We start from the raw sequence: 23025 nt of genomic DNA on the forward strand, positions 1-23025 counted from the left end.
TAAATTATGTTGGTTATTTTTAATAAATATTGATCTTAATTAGGATGGCAGCACCGAATTTTGATACAATTTGTTAATTAATTTTTGACTATTTGTATCGGTTTGTTGATTCGCGTGGTGCCGTTCTTATGCAATTAGCTCCATCTACTATCCAGCAAAGTGCACAACAGGCGTGCTATTTTCATCAGCAACAACAGTTTGCGCAGGCCTGGGCTAAATTCAGCGTTCTTCCTTATGAAGAGCTGACCCGACTGAATATTGCCGGGCAGGCAGCGGATTCTGCCTATCGGGTGGGTCAGCTGGAAGCGGCAGAAACCTTATTTAACCTAGCGTTGGTGGACCTGCGTGTACAAGATCCCCGGGCGCTTAGTTACCGGTTTAACCTCGCTCTGATTTATTTTCAATGGCAGCAGTGGACCCTTTGTATCGATGCGTTAAGCAAGGTTCAACGGGCTAACCCGGCGCACCAGCGTTCGGCGGAATTGCTAACCCAGGTAAGGCTTCTGCGGGGAACGAACAAAGACATCAAGCTTGCGCTGGTCGCGCTGAAACAGCAGCTGAAGAAAGATCCCCTCAACCGCAAAGCGCTGCAATTATGGGCGGAAACCCGCTGGTTACAGAATGAAAGCGATTGGTCTGGGCCCTACGATGTTGCGTTACAGGTGCCTGGGCACGAAACCATTCTGGTCGATTATATCCAGAAATTAACCAGTCTTAACTTACTGCAGCAGGCACAAGAAGTACTGACAAGCTATGGCGGGAAAGGCACGGAGCAAGCGTCGAGCCCTTATTATCAGTATTGTACGGCATTGCTTTGTTATCAACAGGGTCGGCCGGTCGATGCGCAGAGCTGGTTGGCAAAGCTGCCATCAGCCTGGTTAGCCAGTTATGCGATTGGTGAACTGCGTATTAAGGTGTTATTGGCAAACGGAGAGACCGATACGGCGCTGAGGTTAGCTCGTGACCGAGTAGAGGCGTCGCCTGGGAAGCGGGTCGAGCAAGGAGACTGGGCTTTGCTGGCAACAGCGCTGAAGTTTAGTCAGTGTTACGACGAGTATCGTCGGTTATATGATTTCGACCGTTTCGTGCGGGTAATGCCGATTGAATGCCCTCCCGGGTATGACTCGCTGGACGAATTTCATCAGTCATTGATTAGCCAGATTGATAGCCTGCACCGTGATAAGAATCATCCTTTGAACCAGTCACTACGCTCAGGATCGCAAACTCAGGGGCACCTGTTTCGTCAGGGGCTATCGGATGTAGAAGCGCTGGAAAACGCTATTCGGCAGCAATTGACGCAGTACATCGAAGACCTTGCTGACGATTCTGAACATCCATTTTTGAGCCGTAAGGCGAAAGAGATTCTGTTTACCGGGGCCTGGTCGGTGAAATTGCGTGAACAGGGGTTCCACCAGAACCATTTTCACAATGAAGGCTGGATAAGCGGGTGCTATTACGTGCAAATCCCGAATGCAGTTGAAAAGGAAGGGCAGGGCTGGATTAAATTTGGCCAGATAGAATCTGTCCAGACTATTACCGATACGGCCGACTTCATGGTTCGGCCGCGTGCGGGCCACGTGGTCTTTTTCCCATCATATATGTGGCACGGCACGCAAGCATTTACCGATAACAACTTTCGGATTACGGTCGCATTTGACCTGATCCCCGGATGATTGAATGCAGATACTTTGAATCATTAAATTCCTCCTTGCCAGGTAGTACGAGGTGACCTTATGACAACACAACAACAGCCACCCACCGAGGAAGGCCTAAAACAACTATTACATGCGAAGGACTATGCCGCTGCGCTGCTGGTGACTGAGCGCTTACTGACGCGAAATGCAAAAGACGAGCGGTTGCTGTTAATGCTCGGGCGTTTATACGAACTAATTGAATCGAGTATGGACCCGCAGGCACTTTATACCCGGGTCGTTGATGAAGTTCCCTGCGCGTATAATACCCATCTGATGCTGGGGCGTTATTACGACAGCCGTAAAGATGTTGAAGGCGCCTTTAAACACTATGTGTTTGCTTTGCGCACGGCCAATGGGGAAGGCTTCTGGCTCAATAGTGAGTCAACCGCTCCCTGGGCCCATAAATTGGTTGCCCGGGCAGTTGACTATGCGGAGCAACATCGGCGAGATGTAATGGAGGGCTGGATAAGTGACCTTGAAAAGGAGTTTGGGGCCGATGAAATAGAGCGTGTAAGCAAAGGTATCCGCATGTACAGCGGCGAGATCCCGAAGGTTTATGAAGATCCACGGCAGCAGCCTGGCTTCCTCTATATCCCGGGCCTGCCGGCCAAGCCAGTGTTCGATCGCAGTGACCTCGATTTTATTGACTACTATGAATCTCAGTTTGAAACCATTAAAAGTGAACTGGATGCGCTTATTTCACAAAATATTCATATTGAGAATTATCGTGATGAAGACAAACATGGGCTGACCGAAGGTGGGGACTGGGATGCGAAGTTTTTCTACCGCCATGGACAACGCTATGACGATACCCATAGCCAGTGTCCGAAGACATCAGAGGTGTTAAGTAACTTACCGTTAGTGCATATAAATGATCATAGTCCCGAGGTTTGTTTTTCGGTGCTACAACCTGGTGCTCATTTGTTACCTCATCGCGGTATTACTAACAGCCGTTCAGTGTTACATATGGGCTTGCAGATCCCGCCAAACTGCGCCTTAAATGTGGTCGATATTGAGCAGTTGAACTGGCAGCCTGGTAAAGTATTTGCCTTTGATGACAATTACTTACATGAGGCATGGAACCGAAGTGACGAAAGTCGTTACGTGTTGCTTGCTGATATCTGGAATCCGTTTCTGCGAGACAGCGAAAAAGCCGCTATCAGCAAGTTTGTGGAAACTGTTGGTATTTTGAATCGAAAGTACCCAGCGCAACCAATCTCTGCTATATAAAGTAGCTACACTGAAGCTGTTAAAAATAGGTTAATTATGGCTCAGGTTCGCTCTGAACGGGGCCCGAATCCCCTGTTGACAGTATTCTCATGTCATGGGAGTATTCAGTTATTGCCCTTTCGCCTAAGGGCAGCTGCAAGTGTAGAAAAACGTATATTTCATCACTCACACAAACTGGGCTTCGGATGGCTCGCAAGCACCGAACTATGGTGTTTTGCGTTTCGCTCCTGAAGCATAAAGTTAAGTCAAATTGGTTGGGAACTATGACCAAAGTAATCAATAGAAGCAAAATTGCCGCCGCCGTAGTAGGTATTATGGCAGTCGCGGGCAGCGCTACAGTTGCTGCCAACGTTGACTTGTCTCGCCTGCAAGCGGAGCAAACTGAAACTCATCGCAGCTCTGCTCAGTCTCAAGAGCGCATTGATTCGCTGTTCGAACAGAGCCGTGAGCTGCTTGCCGAATATCGCGCTGTAGTTAGCCAAACTGAAGCCTTACGTGTCTACAATGACCACGTTGAGCGCTTGGTCAACGATCAGAACGAGACTATGGAGTCGTTGCAACGTCAAATCGACGGCATCGAAGAGACTCGTCGTGGCGTGGTTCCTCTGATGTACCGTATGATTGACTCACTGGACGAGTTTGTGCAACTGGATGTTCCAATTCGTAGCGAAAATCGCGCGAATCGCGTTGAACGCCTGCGTGGAATCATGACTCAGTCTAATGTGACTGACTCTGAAAAATTCCGTCAGATCATGGAAGCCTATCAGGCAGAAATGGACTACGGTGTTGCGTTGAATGCGTATCAGGGTGATCTGGAAGTTGACGGTGAAACTATATCGGTTGATTTTTTCCACCTTGGCCGTGTTTCTTTCCTTGCACAGTCACTGGATCAGCGCAATGCATGGCGTTGGGACAACGACGCTCGTGAATGGGTTGAGTTAGACAGCAGTTATCTGAACCCGCTGACACAAGCAATCCGTATGGCGCGTAACCAGACACAAGTCGACATCGTGCGCTTACCCGTACCAGCTCCGGAGAATGCAGAATGAAACAGGTAGTTAAGCAATTAGTATCCGCTGCAGCCGGTTTATCTCTGGTTGCCGGGTTTGCGTTCTCTGCAAGTGCGCAGGACGCAACTTCGTTGGACGATTTACTGCGCATTGTGCAGGAAAACCGTGCCTCAGCTCAGCAAATTGACCAGGAGCGCGAACGTCGTTTTATGGACGAGCGTGCTGACCGTCAGCAAATGCTGAGTCAGGCTGAAGCTCAGATGCAACAAGAAGAAGAGCGCGGTCAACGTTTGCAGGAAGAATTCGCACAAAACGAAATCGACATTGCGAACAAAGAAACTGAACTGGATAACATGGTTGGCACCTTAGGTGAAATCTTCGGTGTTATCCGTGGTGCAGCGTCTGACACTATCGGTCGTATTTCGACTTCAGTAGTGAGCGCAGAATATCGTGGTCGTGAAGATGTACTGGAAAGCCTGGCGGAAGCTCAGGAACTGCCAAACATCAGCGAACTGGAAGATCTGTGGATCGCGTTACTGACTGAAATGCGTGAATCTGGTCGCGTAAGCCGTTTTGAAGGTGAAGTAACCTTGCTTGAAGGTGGTACTGAAACACGTGAAATCGTCCGTGTTGGTGCGTTTAACCTGATTTCAAATGGTGAATACTTACTTTACAACGAAGACCTTGAACAGATTCAACCATTGGGTCGCCAACCAGACGGCTATATTTTAAAGGCAGCACGTGACTTCGAGAACTCCTCTGAAGGCTATGCTGGCGTCTACCTTGACCCTGCTCGTGGCGGTATCTTAAGTCTGTTGACGCAAAAAGCGACACTGTCTGAACGCTATCATGAAGGTTCAACGGTAGGTTATGCGATTACGGTTGTTTTAATAGTGGGTCTACTGATCGCTATCTATAAGCTAGTAACCTTAACCATGGCTGGTGCTCAGATTCGTTCACAGCTGAAGAATCCTGAGAGTCCAGGCAACAACCCACTGGGTCGTATCCTCACGGTTTATCACGACAATAAGAATGTTGACGTTGAAACGCTTGAACTTAAGCTCGACGAAGCAATCTTACGTGAAACACCGAAGATTGATTCCGGCGTAGGCATTATTAAAGTGCTGGCGGCTATTTCACCGCTGATGGGTCTGTTGGGTACGGTTATCGGTATGATCGGAACCTTCCAGTCAATTACTCTGTTTGGTACCGGTGACCCGCGTATCATGGCAGGTGATATCTCAATGGCGTTGGTTACAACTGCATTGGGTCTGATTGCAGCGTTGCCATTGATTGTTGTGCACAGCATTGTTGCTGGCCGCGCTAAGTCGATTGTTCAGATTCTTGATGAGCAAGCTGCTGGAATCATTGCTTCTCACGCGGAGAAGGGAGAGTAAGCATGCAATTCTACCTGATGGGGCTTTGGGAAACTGTCAGGGATTTTATTGCGACAGGTGGCGATGTTTTATACCTCGTCTTTATAGCGCTCTTAGTTATGTGGATTGTAATGATTGAGCGCTACTGGTACCTGTTTGGTGTGTTCCCGAAAGATCGGGAACGCATCATCAAGCAGTGGGATGAGCGGAAAGATACGACATCCTGGTATGCACATAAAATCCGTGAGGCCTGGGTTTCCGAGGTTTCAGTAAAACTGAACGAACGCATGCTGTTGTTGAAAACCATGATCGTAATGTGTCCGATGATCGGACTGTTAGGCACGGTAACAGGTATGATTGCAGTATTTGAAGTTATGGCGGTACAGGGAACGGGTAACCCTCGTTTGATGGCCGGCGGTATTTCAATGGCAACCATCCCAACAATGGCTGGAATGGTGGCGGCATTGTCCGGAATGTTCTTTGCTTCTCGTCTCGATGCACGTATTCGTCGCGAGCAGGACAAACTGCTAGACAGCTTGCCACATCACTAAGAGAGAAGAATTATGGCACGTAATCGTTTACGCGTTGAAGAAGAAGCCGAAGCGGATATGACTCCGATGCTGGACATCGTATTCATCATGCTGATCTTCTTTATCGTAACAACTTCGTTTGTGAAGGAAGCCGGTATTGACGTAAACCGTCCGGAAGCCTCGCAAGCTTCAGACAAGCCCTCGGCAAACATCTTCATTGCTATTCGTGAGAATGGTGAAGTGTGGATGGACCGTCGAATGGTCGACGTCGAACGTGTTGCAGCTAACCTTGAACGCCTTTTGGCGGAGCAACCAACCGATATGGTGGTTATTCAGGCTGATGAAGGGGCGCGTCATGGTGTTGTAGTACAGGTGATGGACCAAGTTAAAGAAGCTGGCATTGCTCAAATTTCGATAGCAGCGGAGAACGACTAATATGGTGCGCGTAATAGTATCAATATTACTAGGCGCCGCAGTCACGTTTGCTCTGTTTGTCTTTATGGCTTTCTTGATCAGTGGTGGGGCTCAGCGTGCTGAGGCCCCTGAGCCACCCACCCGGATCGATATTGTCTCTGAGCCACCAGAGCAGGACGTGGATACGCGTCGCCGTACTCCGCCGCCTCCTCCGGAACCGCCTGAGGCGCCACCTGAACAGCCGGACAGTGAGCCAGATACATCTGACGACTCTGTTGGGTTTAATATGGACATGGGTGGTGTAGATGTAGGTGGAACCGATACTGGCCTGCAAGGTCCAGGTGGTGGATTAGGTCGTGATGGTGATGCACAGCCAATCGTTCGTATTGAACCTCGTTATCCAGCCGCCGCCGCGCGTGATGGTATCGAAGGTTGGGTACGCTTACGGTTCACCATTGACGAAACCGGTGGAGTCACTGATATCGAAATCATTGAATCCGAACCACGCCGCGTGTTTGACCAGGAAGCTCGCCGAGCATTGGCTCGCTGGCGTTATGCGCCGCAAGTTGTTGACGGTGTGCCGCAGCGTCAGGAAGGCATGACGGTTCAACTTGACTTCACAATGGGGGAGTAAGTAATGAATTTTAAACAGACATTACTTGCCGGGGCAGTAGCAGTAAGCCTTGGCTTCGTATCCTCTGGTGCGTACGCGTTGCAGGAAGGTGAGCCAAATGCCGAGGCGCAGGCGAGAGCGGAAGCTCGAGCAGCGCAACGGTCCTTCGCAGAGCGACAGCGTCAAACTGATAACATTGATGTTGGTTTTCGTATTCCGTCGCCAGATGAAGTCGAACGAGCACGCGACAGCCGTCGAAATCAGGCAGCAAGCGAACAAGTTGGTCGCCGTATCATGCAGGCATTTGAACTGTATGAGGAAGAAGATATTCCAGGGGCAATAAACATTCTGGAAGGGATAAATACCCGGACTGAATATGATACTGCCTATGTGAATCGCTTCTTAGGTAACCTTTACGCTGCGGGAGAGCGCGCTCAGGATGCAATTAATCGCCTTGAGCAGGCCATTGCACCTGATATTCTGGGCTTTAACGACCAGGAAGCAGCAATGCTATTGGTCGCCAACCTGCATCTTCAGGAAGAGAACTTTCAGCAGGCAGTAGAAAACTACCGCCGTTGGATTCAGTTCACCGGCCGTATGGACCCGGATGTGTTTGTTCGCATGGCAAATGCGCACATGCAAATGGAGAATTACGCGCAGGTTGTTCCGTTGGCTCGTAAAGCCCGTCACTATCAGATGGAACCAAATCGCAACCCGTACATTTTGCAGTTCGCGTCTTTATATGAACTGCAACGTATGGATGAGTCGATAGAGGTTCTTGAAGAAGCGGTGCAGGCGATACCAACTGAAGAACGTTGGTGGGCGCAGCTGGGAATGTTGTACTTCCAGCAGGAACGTTCTGATGAAGCGCTGGCAACGATGGATCTGGCGTACCGCGCTGGTTTCCTGTCGCAGCAGAATGACTTCCGTGCGTTGGCGCAGATGTTCAGTAACAACATGATCCCTTATCGTGCGGCGGAAGTGTTACGTCGTCATCTGGAATCTGATGATATTGACAAGACCGCTCGCAATTACTCGATTGCGGCAAGTGCATACCATAGCGCCCGTGAGTTTGAGCAGGCGAATGAGATGTACGTGTTAGCTGCCGAGAATGCGGAGTCACGTGAAGATCGTCATGATTATCACCGTCGCCGCGGCAACTCGTTGCTGCTAGCGGATAACTATGCAGAAGCTGCTCGCGCGTTTAACGCTGCCTTAGAAACCGCTGAATCAGACGACGACGGCCTAGGTCGTGTTTACATGTCGTTGGCAGAAGCGTACTTCTATACAGAGCGTTATACTGACGCGGTTCGTGCTGCAGAACGTGCTGCACGATACAGTGATCAGCGTCGCAATGCTGAAAGCTGGGCCAATTACATTCGTGAGACTGCCGAACGCCGTGGTGTCGACATCTAACGTTTGCTAATTATACAACTATGAAAGCCCGCCCTTGTGGTGGGCTTTTTTATTTTCTATCTTATATTTCCTGCATTTCAGCGCATCCCTCCAACTTTACTAATTTCGTAACTAATTGATAGACATATATAATTTCATTTGTCTATGATAGTTATCATAATTCAATCGGCATAAGTCATTGATCATAGATAAAGGCTTGTTATAGGATGCGTGGTTCCTTTTCATTGACTCTTTTGAGTCCATATCAGTGGTTTATCAACTGACATAATAAAAATTGTAGTTAGGAAGTATACAAGTCATGTTTAAAAATAATTCTCTTAACAGTAGTGTACGCCGCGTTCTTTTCGCGGGTAGTGCGCTAAGTATCGCGTTACCGGGGATGGCGGTTGCGCAGGACACAAATACCAATTCAGGCGCTGATGGAACTGAACGTATTCAGGTTACTGGTTCACGCATTATTCGTGAAGGTGCCGTAGCACCAGCGCCGGTTACGGTCATTTCAGGCGATGAACTGCTTGCATCCGGGGCTATGAACATCGGTGAAGTGTTGTCACGTTTACCTGCAATGGCGAACACCTACACCCTGGCGAATTCCGGCCGTTTCATTGGTACCGCCGGTGCCAGCCTGCTCGACCTTCGTGGTATGGGTACCAGCCGTACACTGGTGCTAGTTGACGGACGTCGTCATGTTGCAGGTTCAGCAAGCTCAGCAGCGGTTGATACCAATACGATTCCAAGTACCTGGATCGAACGTGTTGAGATTATCACAGGTGGTGCTTCTGCCGTTTATGGTGCCGACGCTGTAACTGGGGTAGTTAACTTTATCCTCAAGCGTGATATCGAAGGCTTCGATGCCACAGTGACCAAAGGCTGGGCCGAAAATCACGGCTACAACAACGAACGTTTCACGCTGTCGTATGGTACAAACTTTGCTGATAACCGCGGTAACGTCGCAGCCTCGTTTGAATACAATGCGCAGGATTCATTGAATGCAATGGATCATCACTACGCTAATACCTCCTGGGCGACGATTGGGCATCAGTATATGCCGGATGGCCCACGCCCAGACAGTGAAGCAACCAACCCAGACTTTCCTGACCGCTATACGGTGCCGAACGCAGGCTACTACGATATGTCGGAAGCGGGCGCGTTCTTTGTCGGTGATGCCGGTAACCCTGATAACTGGTATGTATTTGAAGACGACGGCAGCTTCCGTAAGAACACTATGGGCGGCCTGGTCGACCCGGGTTATAGCTACTGTCAGGAACCATGTGACTATATCAACCTGCGTCAGTACTCCGAGTTACAACCGCAGTTTGAGCGGGTAGGGGTTAATGTTAAGAGTAACTACGAAGTTAATCAGGACCTGACTGCATTTGTAGAAGCCAAGTACGTTCGTACCGAAGGGCAGAACATTGGTCAGCCGTTTTTCCACTATGGGTATAACCCGGAAGCCGGCCCTTACCGTCTCGCCCGCAACAACGCTTTTATAAATGATGAATTGCGCGGGATGATGGACGATGCAGGGCAGCAATACCTGAACGTCAATAAGTTCCATAACGACCTGGGTCGTCGCGTTGAAGACAATACGCGTGAAACCATGCGTTTTGTGGCGGCGGTCGAAGGTCACTTCACCGACGACTGGAGCTATGATGCGTCACTGGTCTGGGGTCGTACGGACATTGAACGAGTGAACGGCGCCAACGTTATTATTGAGAATTACGAAAATGCGATCGATGCAGTCTATAACAACGCCGGTGAAATTGTATGTGCCAGTGGCGCTGAAGGCTGTGTGCCGATCAACATCATGGGCCGCGAAGGTATTTCTGAGGAAGCAGCTGACTACATCACTACTACCTCAGTGGGTACGGCCGAAGTAGAGCAGCGCGTCGCAACCTTTAACGTACAGAATCCGTACTTATACACCTTACCAGCAGGTTATGTCGGTTTCGCCGGTGGTGTTGAGTATCGTGAAGAAAGTGCAGTGACCAACGAAGACGCGTTCGCAGCTACGGGTGCGACCTTTTTCAATGCCTTAGGTGAAGTCGACGGTGAATTCGACGTTACTGAAGTGTACGCTGAACTCTCCATCCCGCTGGTGGCAGACGTATTCCTGGTACGTGATCTGCTACTGGATACTGCAGTTCGTCTGGCCGATTACTCGACTGTGGGCAACGCCACCAGTTGGAAAGTAGGTCTGGACTGGAGCATCACCGACGAGCTACGTGCGCGCTTTACTGCATCTGAAGCCTTGCGTGCCCCTAACATTAACGAGTTGTTCTCGGCCCAGAGCCAGACATTCTATGATGTTGATGACCCGTGTAAAGCATCCGAACTTGCCAACGTAACCGCAGAAACCGCAGCTCAACGTCGCGCTGCCTGTCAGGCCCTGGGAGTACCGGAAGGCTTTGACGACAACTACGACAGTGCGCGTTTGGAAGGTCGTTCAGGTGGTAACCCTGATCTGCAACCAGAAGAGTCACGCTCGTATACGGTGGGTGTGGTGTATCAGCCAGATTGGCTGGCAGGTTTCTCTGCCACACTGGATTACTGGGAAATCGATATCACGGATACGATTTCATCGCTGAATGCACAACGTATTCTGACTGAGTGTCTGGATGCCGGCAGCATTAACAACCAGTATTGTGCTCGTATTACCCGCGAGCAGGATGGACCAAACCAGGGCCAGATTACTCAGATTGAAAACTTCTCGCTGAATATTGCGCGCAGCTTCAATCGCGGTGTTGACTTCGAATTTGGTTATGACTTTGATGCGCTGGAGGGGCGCTTCCGCACCGCATTACTGGGTACTTACCTGCTAGATGCGAAGAGCTATCCGTTCCAGAACGAGCCAGACGACTACACGGATTATGCCGGTGTATTGGGTGACGCTGACCTGCAGTTACGTTTGACCCTGGATTATTCACGTGACAACTGGTCGGTGGGAACTCGTACTCGTTTCAGCAACGGTGTCAATCTGTATAACCCAACTCAGCTGTCACAAAATCCGAATCCAAGCAACTTCATGGATTATGGTTCGTACGCAGTGACTGATTTGACAGGCTCGTACCTGTTCAATAATGGGGTACGTCTGACGTTAGGTCTGGATAACCTGTTTGATCGCGATATGCCACGCAACTCAACAGGTACCACTGCCGGAGCTGCTTACTACGATAACATCGGCCGTTTCGGTTATGTGCGTGTAGGCTATTCGTTCTAAATCAACTCTGATCTAATCTCAAAATCTAAAAAGGCGCCTCCGGGCGCCTTTTTTTGTACAAGTTTTTTGCACCTGGATATGAGCGTTCTTACTTTCTGCAACAAATAGTTCAATTTGTTAATTGTGGAAACATATTTATACTGATCTCAGAACAATATGACGCGTTAATGTTGCGTAAATGTATTTTAAGTGTTAAAAATTAAACGTGAAGCGGTGCGGGTAGCGTAAACAATAATGTATACAAGTAACCCGGTTCACTTCTTACTACAACAATTATTCATACACACAAGGGAAGACTTATGAGTCGCAAATCATTCTTAGCGAGCTCTATCCGGAGCGCTTTAGTTGTGTCTTTGGGGGCCGGTCTGCTGGCTGCGCCTGCTGCATTTGCACAACAGGAAGCTGAAGAACAAGAAGCTCAAGATCGTACAGAACGAATTCAGGTCACAGGGTCGCGCATCGCTCGTCCAGAGTTGTCGCAAGCAGCACCTGTGGTGTCAATCGGTCGGGAAGAGCTGGCTAATTTTGGCTCGCCTGACTTAGGTCAGATTCTTGCTGAATTACCAGCAATTGGTGCTACTGACACATTAATCGGTAACCGCGAAAGTAATGCTTCAGCTGGTGTTAGTTCGGCTGACTTACGTCGCCTGGGCGCCTCTCGTACGCTGGTACTGGTAAATGGTAAGCGCCATGTAGCTGGTGATCCGGGTTCGGCGCAGGTTGATTTATCAACCATTCCATCTGCCATGATTGAACGTATCGAAATCATGACCGGTGGTGCATCGGCCATTTATGGTTCAGATGCGGTTTCTGGTGTAATTAACGTTATTACCCGTCGTGACTTCGAAGGCGTTGAATTCAATGCCCGTGGTACCACTTCAACTGAAGGTGTTGGCGCGCGGACTCACGAATTCAGCCTGGTAGGCGGTGGTGACTTTATGAATGGCCGCGGTAACGCGACTTTCAATATTGGCATGAACCGTATTCAGGAAACCATGGAAAGTGACATTCGCCAGTTCGATTACTGGGGAACGGTTTTGAACCCAGAGGATACTGGTCGTTTAGATGGTATTCCTGATCGCTTTTGGGCTCCGGGCGTTGGTACCGAGTACCTTTCCGGTACAGGTGTTATCCCATTAGGGCCGTTCTACGGCTTCTTCCCAGATGGCAGCTGGCAGGAGCAGCCTGAGCGTCAAGGTAGTAACTCAGCGCTATTTGGCTGGTTCCCTGATGGTTGTGAAACCTGTGGATACCCAGACGACTGGGTAAACTTCCAGCCAGGTCTGAACCGGGTTACAGCTGGTTCATCGTTAAACTTCGAGATGAATGACAATGCGCGTTTATACGCCGACTTCAAATACGTTGAAGCGGACGTGACTCAGCAGTTCCAGCCGATGTTTGAACAGGGCATGGTCATCAACGTCGACGACAACCCATATTTGCCAGAAGATTTACGCGCAATCTTCCAGGGTGCAGGCATTGAAGAAGTGCCACTATGGAAGTGGTTTGACGACTGGGGTCCTCGTACTGCAGACAACCGCCGCCAGACATTCCGCACGGTAATGGGTGTTGATGGTATTTTTGATATGAATCGTAGCTTCCTCCAGTACGATGTATATTATGGCTATGGCGAAACTCGCAACAGCCGGACCACGCAAAACGAAATTATTCGTAACGCAGCTGGTGTCAGCAACGTCAACGCGGCTATCGATACCATCCGCGATGGTGACGGTAATATCGTATGTCGTGACCCGGACGCAGGTCTGGTCAACGCAGGTGGCGAATGTGTACCTTATAACCCATTTGGTACCAATGCGACGCCAGAAGCTATTGCGTTCATTTCACATGATTCAAACCGTCAGGACGTAATTACACAAGAATACGTTGGTGCCAGCTTTGTAACAGACACCGCGAACTTCTTTGAATTACAGGGCGGTGCTATTGACGTGGCATTTGGTGCGGAATGGCGCGAAGAGACTTCTTCGACTACTACTGACGCCTTTACCAAAGCAGGTTTAAGCGGCAGTGCAGCAACACCAGATGCATTTGGTAGTTATGACGTGACGGAAGGTTTTGTCGAGGTTAACTTGCCAATTCTTGCCGGGTTGCGTGGTGTTGAAGAGCTGACTGTGGATCTTGCGTATCGTGCGGCCGATTACTCGCATGCTGGTTCTGCTGATGCGTGGAAAGTTGGCTTTATGTATGCGCCGATTCCGGATGTACGTCTTCGTGGTACCATCGGTCAAGCGGTTCGCGCTCCGAATATTACCGAAGCGTTCGACCCGCAATCACCAGGTTTTGTTAACGTAACAGATCCGTGTGACCAAACGCGTCAGGATATGAACCCGAACCGTGCGGCTAACTGTGCTGCGTTAGGTATTCCTGCTGATTTCGAGTCGGTTACCAATGCGAGTATCGACCTGGTATCAGGTGGTAACCCTAACCTAGACGTTGAAACTTCTGACTCATGGACCGCTGGTGTTGTCTGGACACCGTCCTACGTTGAAGGTCTGAGCCTGACATTGGATATCTATGATATTCAGATTGAAGACGCGATTACCTTCATTCAGCCGCAGGACATTATCAATAACTGTGTGGATTCAGAAGGTGGTTTATCTACTGACTTCTGTCCTCAGGTTACCCGTGGCGATGACTTGCAGTTAACTGCAGTAACGTCGGGTTATCTGAACGCAGCGGCAATCGAGACCCGTGGTATTGAGTTAGACGTAAGATACCGCACCGATTTGGCGCGTTGGGACTTACCTGGCTCACTGTCAAGCTCATTGTTTGTTAACCATCTGGACAAATGGGTACGTTATGACTTCCAGGATCAGCCTGAGCTGGATAACGTAAACGACGGCCAGGTGGGTGACCCAAGCTGGCAGTTCCGTTTGACCAACACCTATCGTCTAAATGACTGGTCGGCAAACTGGACTATGCGCTTTATTGACCGTTCTGCGTTGTTTAACGTGACTCCACGTCTCGAAAGCTATGAGAACGTCAGTCCGGGTTACATTGGGTCAATTACCACGCATGACATTTCAGGCACCTACTACTTCGGTGAAAACCTGACATTTAATGCAGGTATCCGTAACGTGCTGGATAAGGTACCACCAGGCTATACAGGCAACGCGCTGTATGACCTTGTTGGTCGCCGTGTCTTTGCTGGAGTTACTTTCAACTTCTAAGCTATCCCTCCCTGGATAATTTGGTAGGACAAGCCCCGCAGCAGCGGGGCTTTTTTTGTCCTATCGCAAAGAGGTGGGAAAGATGCCTTTTCAGTTGCTGGCGGATGCAGTAAAATCTGTTCAACTAAAGTGACTGAGCAAAGGAGTTAGCTATGGCTGACAACGAAAACTATCGTGAAGAAAGCACTAACTGGCATTTGCTACTGGGAGCGGGTGCATTTGTACTGGTTGCATTGTTGCCGGTAGTGATTGCCGTTATTCAGTTCTTCGTTTAAAGCTATCAGTACCATACTGATAAGTTCTGGTGCGCTGCACCTGACGTTTTTTGCTTAAAAAGCCTGGGAACATCCCGGGCTTTTGCGTTTTTACAATTCGTTGACAGAGAGCTGGTCTAAACTGAGTTCGATTGCTTTTAAGTTGCGTCTGGATCTTGTAAGATCTGCGTCGAATTTTTTACCCGAGGTATGCATGGCCCTGCAAATTTTATTGGTTGAAGATAACGACCGCACTGCTCAGCAGATCACGGAGATCCTCGCCGATACACCATTTCAGGTTACGCGGGCGAAAGACGGCCTGGGCGGGCTGACAGATGCCAAGAAGAGCACCTATGATATTGTTCTGCTTGACCATAAGATGCCGCTGATGGACGGATTAAGTCTGCTGCGTAATCTGCGGGAGCTGGATGCCTATGGGCAAACTCCATTGCTTTTTATGACCACTGAAGATCCACGTCAGGTAGCTGAAAAAGCATCCCGGCTAGGAGCTACTCGTGTACTGGCGAAACCGCTAAGTCGTGAAACCCTGCTCGAAGAACTCAAACGTCTGGCGCCTCGTTATGTCGCTTGAGCCTCGGATTGCGTATATTCGCGACACAGTAACCAGTATTCAGGATTATCCGAAGCCCGGTATTATTTTTCGTGATATCACTAGTACTCTGGCCGATGCAAAGGCGTTGCACCTGATCCTTGATTTGCTGACAGAGCGTTATCAGGACAAAGGACTGACGCAAATTGCCGGCATTGAAGCGCGCGGGTTTATTTTTGCAGCAGCACTGGCTGATCGACTCAATTGTGGGGTGACTTTGGTGCGTAAACAGGGCAAATTGCCTCGCGCTGTTCATTCACAGGCCTATAGCCTGGAATATGGCAATGATACCCTTGAGTTGCATAAGGACGCACTCAGCAGCACTGACAAGGTTCTGCTGGTGGATGACTTGCTTGCTACCGGCGGCACCATGTGTGCTGCCGCTGAGCTGGTGCAACGTACTCAGGCTGAGGTCATAGAGGCTGCCTTTCTGATTGAACTAACAGGCTTGCCGGGTCGCCAGCGAATTGAGCAATCAGGTGTTCCATGCTACGCCATTTGCGCGTACGATTAGACTACTAGCGCACCCGGAAACGACGATTTAGCAAGCGCAGGGGCACATTCATGAACTATCAGGTACTGGCTCGAAAATGGCGACCACACAGCTTTGCTCAGGTGGTCGGGCAGCAGCATGTATTGCAGGCTCTTAGCAACGCGTTGACTAATCAGCGTTTGCACCATGCTTACTTGCTGACCGGTACCCGAGGGGTGGGTAAAACAACCATCGCGCGGATTTTGGCAAAGAGCCTGAATTGCGAACAGGGTATCAGTGCAACCCCCTGTGGCGAATGCGATACCTGTCAGGAAATCGATCAGGGCCGCTACGTCGACCTGCTTGAAATCGATGCTGCATCGCGGACTAAAGTGGAAGACACCCGGGAACTGCTTGATAACGTGCAGTATCGTCCTACCCGCGGCCGCTATAAAGTGTACCTGATTGACGAAGTCCATATGCTGTCTCGTCATTCCTTTAATGCACTGTTGAAAACCCTTGAAGAGCCGCCTGAACACGTCAAGTTTTTACTGGCTACCACCGATCCTGAAAAGCTGCCGGTCACCGTGCTATCACGCTGTCTTCAGTTTCATCTGCGGGCACTTACCCGTGAAGAAATTTCCGCTCAACTGATCCATATCCTGCAGGCTGAGTCGTTGTCGTTCGACGCCGAAGCTATTCAGCTGCTGGCACGTGCTGCCCGTGGCAGTATGCGTGATGCGTTGAGTTTAACCGATCAGGCGATTGCTCAGGGCAACCAGAGCGTGGAGCTTGATTCAGTGCGGGCTATGCTTGGTCATATTGAAGGGCAGCGGATCGTACAGTTGCTTCAGCTTATTGTAAGCGGCGACCACGCAAGCGTACTGCAAACGTTGCGCGAAATGCAGGATAAAGTCCCAGATATCGCGGTGGTATTGCCTGAACTGCAAAACTTATTGCACCAATTGGCATTACTGCAGATTAGCCCGGCCTTTGCCGAGGTCGAGTTGTTTCGCGACCAGCAAAGCATTCAGTCGCTGTCAGCAACGCTGTCACCAGAGTTGGTTCAGGTCATGTACCGCATCGTCCTCGAAGGGCGCCGTGAATTGCCTCATGCGGTGGATGCATTTAGTGCCGTCGAGATGACGCTGTTACGGCTGCTCGCATTTCGCCCTGCAACTATGCAGGAGATGCCGGTTGCAGAGGCCAGTGTTGCAAAGCTCAATGTGGCACAGGTCAGTCCGGCGCAAGCCAATGTGGCTGAGCCAGCTGCGCCCGACACGTCTGCTGATAAGCAGGCGGGGCGGCAAGTGGCCTCAGACTATGAGCCGCAGCTGGCTGATGATGACGCGGATGAAGATTTTTTGAGCCCCGATGAAGAGTCTGCGCTGGCCCAGGAACAAGCGTCTGTTATGCAGCAAGCGGCGCAGCAGGGTTTAAATCAGGCAACGGCAGAGATTCACCCGGAGCCCGATCCGGACCCGGAACCTGAGCATCAGATAGAACCAGAGCCGGAACCAGAACCCAGACAAGCACCGGTGCCAGAGCCTCAGCCGAATCCAGACAGTGGAATCGCAAGTTTAATGGCAACGCGGGAGCAGTTGTTAGCAAAAAAAAAAGCGCCAGAAGTAACCGCTGACGTTCGCACTGCTGCTGAGATTGATGCCTGGAGTGCGTCAGTGGATGGGATGCAGGCGACAGGTCGGCTGCGCCAGGTATTATTGCACTCAGTCCTTGAAAAACAGGGCGACGGCTACCAGCTTATTGTTGATAGCCAGCAACAAGTGCTGTGTTCGCAGCAACTATTAAGCGAACTTGAAAGCAGACTGCGTCAGTTGGTCGGCGATGTGGCGTTGAGCATAGAGTACGCGACACCTGAAGCGACGCCATTTTTGATTCAGCAGTTGATAGATACACAACGCGCTCAGGCAGCGCTGGATTTGGTTCGCAATGACGAACGTATCCAGGACCTGGTGCAACGTTTTAATGCCGAGCTGGACGAAAGCTCGGTAAAACCTGTTTAATTTAGCAAAGAGAGAGATACCCCATGCTTAAAGGCGGTTTAGGAAACATGATGAAGCAGGCGCAGCAGATGCAGGAAAAGATGCAGCAGATGCAGGAAGAGCTTGCGAAAATGGAAGTAGTCGGCGAAGCCGGCGCTGGCATGGTCAAAGTCACCATGTATGGTAATCACAATGTGAAACGGGTTGAGATTGATCCGTCATTAGTGGGTGATGAAGAGGAAAAAGAAATGCTCGAAGATCTGATTGCGGCAGCGACCAACGATGCCGTCCGTCGGGTCGAAGAAGCCAACAAAGAGCACATGTCTGGTTTGGCTGGTGGTATGGGTTTACCGCCGGGCATGAAACTGCCTTTCTAAGCCAGCAAATAAGCCAGCAAATAAATTATGCAACTTAGTCCCGCTATCGCGAATTTGATTCGCGCGCTGAAAGTATTGCCCGGCGTTGGCCAGAAATCGGCTCAGCGCATGGCCTTTCAGTTATTGGAGCAAAAACGCGATGGCGCCAGTCAACTGGCTGAGGCGCTCGCCCATGCGGTCGAAGTGGTCGGTCGTTGCGATACCTGTCGCACGCTAACTGAAGGGGTACGCTGTCAAATATGCAGTGACCCGCAACGAATTGAAAGCGGTATTCTCTGTATTGTCGAGTCGCCAGCTGATGTGATCGCGGTCGAGCAGACGTCGCAGTATCAAGGTCAGTATTTTGTCTTAATGGGGCATTTGTCACCCCTGGATGGAATCGGACCGAATGATATCGGCTTAGATAAACTGGCCACCCGATTTGCCGCAGGTGGCATAGAAGAAGTCATTCTTGCTACCAATCCGACGGTGGAAGGTGATGCAACCGCGCACTATATTGCCGACCTTGCCCGTAGCAATAACGTCAAGGCTTCACGTATTGCTCATGGCGTCCCGGTCGGTGGTGAACTTGAGTACGTCGACCATACCACCCTTAGTCATGCCTTCTCTGGCCGTAAACAGGTGTAAGGCTGGCCATACCTGACGCAGGAAAATCCTCATTTGCCCTTGAAATTGGTATGGGTATCCCCATCTCTTGGTTAACCTTTTATTTTGCGTATAACTGATAAGAGTTGGGAGAACACCGATGTCTGACACTACCCAGGCTGAAAAGCATGGCTTTCAAACTGAAGTGAAGCAACTGCTTCATTTGATGATCCATTCTTTGTATTCAAACAAAGAAATTTTTCTCCGCGAGCTGGTTTCCAACGCCTCAGATGCAGCCGATAAACTGCGTTTTAAAGCACTGGAAGACAATGAGTTATTCGAAAACGATGCGGACCTGCACGTTCGGGTTAGTGTGAACAAGGACGCTAATACCATCACTGTCAGCGACAATGGTATTGGTATGACCCGTGACGAAGTGATGGCCAACCTGGGCACCATTGCGAAATCAGGCACCAAAGAATTTATCAGCCAGTTATCTGGTGATCAGAGTAAAGATTCCAAACTGATTGGCCAGTTTGGTGTTGGTTTCTATTCAGCCTTTATCGTTGCTGATTCAGTTACCGTGCGCACCCGCGCAGCAGGTGCAGATACCACCCACGGCGTCGAATGGAAGTCCGATGGTGACGGTGAGTTCACCGTTGCGGATATCGAGAAAACGACCCGTGGAAGCGATATTATTCTGCATTTGAAAGACGATGCAAAAGAATACGCAGACGAGTGGAAGTTGCGTCAAATTATTAATACCTATTCGGACCACCTGAGTATTCCGGTACAGATGTGGAAAGAGCCGACTGAAGAAAGTGAAGGTCCGGACGGCGAAAAAGTGGAAGCTCAGCCAGGTCAGTGGGAAACCATTAATTCGGGTCAGGCGCTCTGGACCCGCGACAAAGACAGCATTAGTGACGAGGACTACAAAGAGTTTTACAAAACCGTCGCGCATGACTTTGAAGATCCATTGCTATGGAGCCACAACAAAGTTGAAGGTAAGCACGAATACACCAGCTTGCTTTATATCCCGAAGCGCGCGCCGTGGGATTTATGGAACCGGGATAGTCAGAAAGGCATTAAGCTCTACGTTCAGCGCGTCTTCATTATGGATGATGCTGAGCAATTCATGCCGACCTACCTGCGTTTTGTGAAAGGCTTGATTGACTCCAACGATCTGCCTCTCAATGTCTCGCGGGAAATCCTGCAGGACAACCGAGTCACCCGTTCAATGCGCTCTGCAAGCACCAAGAAAGTGCTAAGCATGCTGTCGAAACTGGCGAAACGTGATGCGGACCAATACGGAGAGTTCTGGGATAACTTTGGTCAGGTGCTGAAAGAAGGCCCGGCGGAAGACCAGGGCAACGGCGAAAAAGTTGCGTCCTTGCTGCGCTTTACGTCCACTCATGAAGACAGCGCCAAGCAGCGTGTGGGTCTGGATGACTACATTGGCCGCATGGCTGAGAATCAGGAAAAAATTTACTACATCGTGGCGGATAGCTACGAAGCAGCGAAGAACAACCCTGCGCTGGAAATTTTCCGCAAGAAAGGGATCGAAGTGCTGCTGATGTCCGATCGTATTGATGAGTGGTTGATGAACCATTTACACGAGTATGAAGGCAAGAGCTTCCAGTCAGTGACCCGTGGCGACCTTGATTTAGGCGACATGGATAACGAGGAAGCGAAGAAAGCACAGGAAGAGTCAGAAAAGGCATTTGCTGGTACCGTAGAACGGTTCGAGAAGGCGTTGGGCGAGCAGGTTAAGAACGTGCGTGTTACCCATCGTCTGACTGATTCACCCGCCTGTATTGTGACCGATGAGAACGATATGAGCACGCAGATGGCTAAGCTGATGGAAGCCGCCGGGCAGAAAGTGCCGGAAACCAAGTATATTTTTGAGGTGAATCCGGAGCATGCGTTGGTTAAGCGCATTGCCGAAGAAAGCGACGAACAGCGCTTTAGCGACTGGGCTGATCTGTTATTGCAGCAGGCCACACTGGCTGAACGCGGTAGCCTTAAAGATCCTGGCACCTATGTGCGCAAGCTCAATGAGATGATGTTAGCGCTGACTAACAAGTAACCTCAACTACGACTATGGTACAAGGCTCGCATCGCGAGCCTTGTATCTTTTCGGCCTGAGAGGTAAAGTTTGTTCCATTCGTATTACATTTTTTAAAAAAGTCATTGAGGACACGACATGCGGATTATTCTGCTAGGCGCTCCAGGGGCTGGTAAAGGCACCCAGGCGCAATTTCTGATGAACACGTTCAATATCCCGCAAATCTCCACCGGCGACATGCTACGCGCGGCGATCAAAGAAGGTACCGAACTTGGCAAACAAGCCAAGCAAGTCATGGACGAAGGCAAGCTGGTTTCTGACGATATCATGATCGGTCTGGTGCAGGAGCGTGTTGCTCAGGAAGACTGTAAGAACGGGTTTTTGCTGGATGGGTTTCCACGGACAATTCCACAGGCAGATGCGATGCAGGAAGCGGGCATAGAAATTGACTATGTGCTTGAGTTTGATGTACCCGATGATGTTATTGTCGAGCGTATGGCGGGTCGTCGTGTTCACCCAGGGTCTGGCCGTGTTTATCACATCAGTTATAATCCGCCAAAAGAAGATGGTAAAGACGATGTTACCGGCGAAGATCTTATCGTTCGCAATGACGATAAAGAAGAAACCGTTCGTCACCGCCTTAGTGTCTATCATGAGCAGACAGAACCACTGGTGAGCTATTACCAGAATCTGGCAGAACAAGGTGTGGTCAAATACCATAGTGTCGACGGTACCCGCGATGTGAATGAAATCAGTGATGAATTGAAGGACGTTTTATCGTGAATACCTTGCCATTAACCAGCCTGTTCGCAGCGCTGTTAACGCTGTTGTACATTGTTCTGGCGATCCGGATTATTCGTTTACGCTGGAAAGAGCGGGTCGGTCTTGGCACGGGCGAGAGTCTGCCGTTGAAAGCTGCGGTCCGTGTACATGGCAATTTTGCAGAGTATGTGCCGCTGGGTCTTATCCTGCTTGCTTTAATGGAACTGAATAACGCATCTGAAGGCCTCATGTTCGCCCTCGGTGGCCTTTTGTTTGTGGCGCGTATATTCCATGCAATCGGATTGACCAAGAGTATTGGGGTCAGTATTTATCGGACCATCGGCGTGCTCGGAACCTTTGCGATGCTGATTATCAGCGCGGGCTTTTTACTTGGTAGCGTACTCGCAAGCCTGTAAGGCGCAATAGATAAAATCTACTAATTTCATGCATATCATTTGTTTACACAGCTCACAAAGCAGCGGCGCCCAATGGCGCCCGCTGACTAAGCAGCTCACTGAATTCCTTCCTGATGCTAATCTTCATACGCCTGATTTAATTGGTTATGGTGGTAACCCTTTACCTAAGGGGTCGTCCTCTGCATTTTGTTTTGACCATGAACTGGCTGCATTGGAACCCTTGTTGGCGACGCTTGAGAACGGACCTGTTCATTTGGTCGGTCATTCGTATGGCGGGGCTCTCGCGCTTCGCCTCGGCCGCGAGTTACAACAGCGGGGAATACGTCTTAGTAGTATTGCGTTGTATGAACCAGTCGCCTTCCACCTGTTACCCGCAGCAGACCCGGCGCGGGCTGAAATTATTGCGATTGCCGAACAGATGGAGACCACATCTGAAGCCGAAGCCGCACAGGCGTTCGTCGACTACTGGAATCACCCGGGGTATTTTGCGGCTTTACCTGCGCGGGTACAGGCCGGGATGGTACAAAAACAGCCGAAGGTTGAGGCGGATTTCGCGGCCTTACTGGGTGAACCCGCTCAGCTCAATGACTACGCCACTCTGAATTGCCCGATCTTTCTGATGCATGGCCAACAGTCGCCTGCCTCAAGCCGGCGGGTTGCTGAAATTTTGGCTGGTCTGCCACAGGTTGTATCGCAATCTGTAAATGCCGGTCATATGGCGCCTTTAACTGAACCTGATCTGGTGATCCCCGGTTTGGTAAAATTTTTACAGCAACAAGTGCGCTAAAGG

20 protein-coding genes are annotated in these 23025 nt (G+C 50.0%); all 20 read left to right on the forward strand.

What is annotated here, in order from left to right:
* Positions 1–128: 128 nt before the first annotated feature.
* Positions 129–1673: a 2OG-Fe(II) oxygenase family protein gene (locus CWE14_RS07025; RefSeq protein ID WP_126798743.1), complete on the forward strand. Its 1545-nt coding sequence runs from the start codon at positions 129–131 to the stop codon at positions 1671–1673.
* A gap of 60 nt (positions 1674–1733) precedes the next feature.
* Complete coding sequence (locus tag CWE14_RS07030) at positions 1734–2924, forward strand: aspartyl/asparaginyl beta-hydroxylase domain-containing protein (protein ID WP_126798744.1); 1191 nt, start codon at positions 1734–1736, stop codon at positions 2922–2924.
* Positions 2925–3187: 263 nt separating this feature from the next.
* Positions 3188–3973, forward strand: a complete 786-nt coding sequence (locus CWE14_RS07035; protein WP_126798745.1) for a DUF3450 domain-containing protein — start codon at positions 3188–3190, stop codon at positions 3971–3973.
* Entirely contained in the window at positions 3970–5331 is a 1362-nt protein-coding gene (locus CWE14_RS07040) for a MotA/TolQ/ExbB proton channel family protein (protein WP_126798746.1), read from the forward strand. Before CWE14_RS07035 ends, CWE14_RS07040 begins: the two co-directional genes overlap by 4 nt.
* Before the next feature lie 2 nt (positions 5332–5333).
* Positions 5334–5861, forward strand: coding sequence for a MotA/TolQ/ExbB proton channel family protein (locus CWE14_RS07045; protein ID WP_126789881.1), 528 nt, complete (start codon positions 5334–5336; stop codon positions 5859–5861).
* 12 nt (positions 5862–5873) lie between these two features.
* Positions 5874–6275, forward strand: a complete 402-nt coding sequence (locus CWE14_RS07050; protein ID WP_126798747.1) for an ExbD/TolR family protein — start codon at positions 5874–5876, stop codon at positions 6273–6275.
* 1 nt (position 6276) lies between these two features.
* Positions 6277–6888: an energy transducer TonB gene (locus CWE14_RS07055; RefSeq protein ID WP_126789879.1), complete on the forward strand. Its 612-nt coding sequence runs from the start codon at positions 6277–6279 to the stop codon at positions 6886–6888.
* 3 nt (positions 6889–6891) lie between these two features.
* A complete protein-coding gene (locus CWE14_RS07060) occupies positions 6892–8283 on the forward strand; it encodes a tetratricopeptide repeat protein (RefSeq protein WP_126798748.1) in 1392 nt (463 codons plus the stop codon).
* A gap of 298 nt (positions 8284–8581) precedes the next feature.
* The gene (locus tag CWE14_RS07065; protein WP_126798749.1) at positions 8582–11503 is read left to right on the forward strand and encodes a TonB-dependent receptor domain-containing protein; all 2922 of its coding nucleotides are present in this window, start codon (positions 8582–8584) and stop codon (positions 11501–11503) included.
* A 299-nt stretch (positions 11504–11802) separates the two neighbouring features.
* Positions 11803–14691, forward strand: a complete 2889-nt coding sequence (locus CWE14_RS07070; RefSeq protein WP_126798750.1) for a TonB-dependent receptor domain-containing protein — start codon at positions 11803–11805, stop codon at positions 14689–14691.
* A 152-nt stretch (positions 14692–14843) separates the two neighbouring features.
* Positions 14844–14966 carry a hypothetical protein gene (locus CWE14_RS14835; RefSeq protein ID WP_275065554.1) on the forward strand — a complete coding sequence of 41 codons (123 nt, stop codon included), beginning with the start codon at positions 14844–14846 and terminating at the stop codon, positions 14964–14966.
* Positions 14967–15159: 193 nt separating this feature from the next.
* Positions 15160–15537 carry a response regulator gene (locus CWE14_RS07075; RefSeq protein WP_126789875.1) on the forward strand — a complete coding sequence of 126 codons (378 nt, stop codon included), beginning with the start codon at positions 15160–15162 and terminating at the stop codon, positions 15535–15537.
* A complete protein-coding gene (locus CWE14_RS07080) occupies positions 15527–16069 on the forward strand; it encodes an adenine phosphoribosyltransferase (RefSeq protein ID WP_126789874.1) in 543 nt (180 codons plus the stop codon). Before CWE14_RS07075 ends, CWE14_RS07080 begins: the two co-directional genes overlap by 11 nt.
* 50 nt (positions 16070–16119) lie before the next feature.
* Entirely contained in the window at positions 16120–18051 is a 1932-nt protein-coding gene (dnaX, locus tag CWE14_RS07085) for a DNA polymerase III subunit gamma/tau (RefSeq protein ID WP_126798751.1), read from the forward strand.
* A 23-nt stretch (positions 18052–18074) separates the two neighbouring features.
* Positions 18075–18407, forward strand: coding sequence for a YbaB/EbfC family nucleoid-associated protein (locus tag CWE14_RS07090; protein WP_126789872.1), 333 nt, complete (start codon positions 18075–18077; stop codon positions 18405–18407).
* A gap of 27 nt (positions 18408–18434) precedes the next feature.
* A complete protein-coding gene (gene recR, locus CWE14_RS07095) occupies positions 18435–19034 on the forward strand; it encodes a recombination mediator RecR (RefSeq protein WP_126798752.1) in 600 nt (199 codons plus the stop codon).
* A 118-nt stretch (positions 19035–19152) separates the two neighbouring features.
* Positions 19153–21078, forward strand: a complete 1926-nt coding sequence (gene htpG, locus CWE14_RS07100; protein ID WP_126798753.1) for a molecular chaperone HtpG — start codon at positions 19153–19155, stop codon at positions 21076–21078.
* A gap of 117 nt (positions 21079–21195) precedes the next feature.
* Positions 21196–21840, forward strand: a complete 645-nt coding sequence (gene adk / locus CWE14_RS07105; RefSeq protein WP_126798754.1) for an adenylate kinase — start codon at positions 21196–21198, stop codon at positions 21838–21840.
* Entirely contained in the window at positions 21837–22235 is a 399-nt protein-coding gene (locus CWE14_RS07110; protein WP_241972346.1) for an MAPEG family protein, read from the forward strand. Before adk ends, CWE14_RS07110 begins: the two co-directional genes overlap by 4 nt.
* 28 nt (positions 22236–22263) lie before the next feature.
* Positions 22264–23022 carry an alpha/beta fold hydrolase gene (locus tag CWE14_RS07115; RefSeq protein ID WP_126798755.1) on the forward strand — a complete coding sequence of 253 codons (759 nt, stop codon included), beginning with the start codon at positions 22264–22266 and terminating at the stop codon, positions 23020–23022.
* The last annotated feature ends 3 nt before the right edge of the window (positions 23023–23025 follow it).

Origin of the sequence: Aliidiomarina soli (assembly GCF_003986975.1) — a bacterium.
GTDB classification, from domain to species: Bacteria; Pseudomonadota; Gammaproteobacteria; order Enterobacterales; family Alteromonadaceae; genus Aliidiomarina; species Aliidiomarina soli.

Excerpts from the sequence above, each read along its gene's own strand:
- adk (WP_126798754.1), top strand. The coding sequence starts at position 21,196 with ATGCGGATTATTCTGCTAGGCGCTCCAGGGGCTGGTAAAGGCACCCAG.
- CWE14_RS14835 (WP_275065554.1), top strand. The coding sequence starts at position 14,844 with ATGGCTGACAACGAAAACTATCGTGAAGAAAGCACTAACTGGCATTTG.
- CWE14_RS07070 (WP_126798750.1), top strand. The coding sequence starts at position 11,803 with ATGAGTCGCAAATCATTCTTAGCGAGCTCTATCCGGAGCGCTTTAGTT.
- CWE14_RS07090 (WP_126789872.1), top strand. The coding sequence starts at position 18,075 with ATGCTTAAAGGCGGTTTAGGAAACATGATGAAGCAGGCGCAGCAGATG.
- CWE14_RS07055 (WP_126789879.1), top strand. The coding sequence starts at position 6,277 with ATGGTGCGCGTAATAGTATCAATATTACTAGGCGCCGCAGTCACGTTT.
- CWE14_RS07080 (WP_126789874.1), top strand. The coding sequence starts at position 15,527 with ATGTCGCTTGAGCCTCGGATTGCGTATATTCGCGACACAGTAACCAGT.
- CWE14_RS07035 (WP_126798745.1), top strand. The coding sequence starts at position 3,188 with ATGACCAAAGTAATCAATAGAAGCAAAATTGCCGCCGCCGTAGTAGGT.
- CWE14_RS07030 (WP_126798744.1), top strand. The coding sequence starts at position 1,734 with ATGACAACACAACAACAGCCACCCACCGAGGAAGGCCTAAAACAACTA.
- CWE14_RS07045 (WP_126789881.1), top strand. The coding sequence starts at position 5,334 with ATGCAATTCTACCTGATGGGGCTTTGGGAAACTGTCAGGGATTTTATT.
- dnaX (WP_126798751.1), top strand. The coding sequence starts at position 16,120 with ATGAACTATCAGGTACTGGCTCGAAAATGGCGACCACACAGCTTTGCT.
- CWE14_RS07065 (WP_126798749.1), top strand. The coding sequence starts at position 8,582 with ATGTTTAAAAATAATTCTCTTAACAGTAGTGTACGCCGCGTTCTTTTC.
- CWE14_RS07025 (WP_126798743.1), top strand. The coding sequence starts at position 129 with ATGCAATTAGCTCCATCTACTATCCAGCAAAGTGCACAACAGGCGTGC.
- htpG (WP_126798753.1), top strand. The coding sequence starts at position 19,153 with ATGTCTGACACTACCCAGGCTGAAAAGCATGGCTTTCAAACTGAAGTG.
- CWE14_RS07050 (WP_126798747.1), top strand. The coding sequence starts at position 5,874 with ATGGCACGTAATCGTTTACGCGTTGAAGAAGAAGCCGAAGCGGATATG.
- CWE14_RS07075 (WP_126789875.1), top strand. The coding sequence starts at position 15,160 with ATGGCCCTGCAAATTTTATTGGTTGAAGATAACGACCGCACTGCTCAG.
- CWE14_RS07040 (WP_126798746.1), top strand. The coding sequence starts at position 3,970 with ATGAAACAGGTAGTTAAGCAATTAGTATCCGCTGCAGCCGGTTTATCT.
- CWE14_RS07115 (WP_126798755.1), top strand. The coding sequence starts at position 22,264 with ATGCATATCATTTGTTTACACAGCTCACAAAGCAGCGGCGCCCAATGG.
- recR (WP_126798752.1), top strand. The coding sequence starts at position 18,435 with ATGCAACTTAGTCCCGCTATCGCGAATTTGATTCGCGCGCTGAAAGTA.
- CWE14_RS07060 (WP_126798748.1), top strand. The coding sequence starts at position 6,892 with ATGAATTTTAAACAGACATTACTTGCCGGGGCAGTAGCAGTAAGCCTT.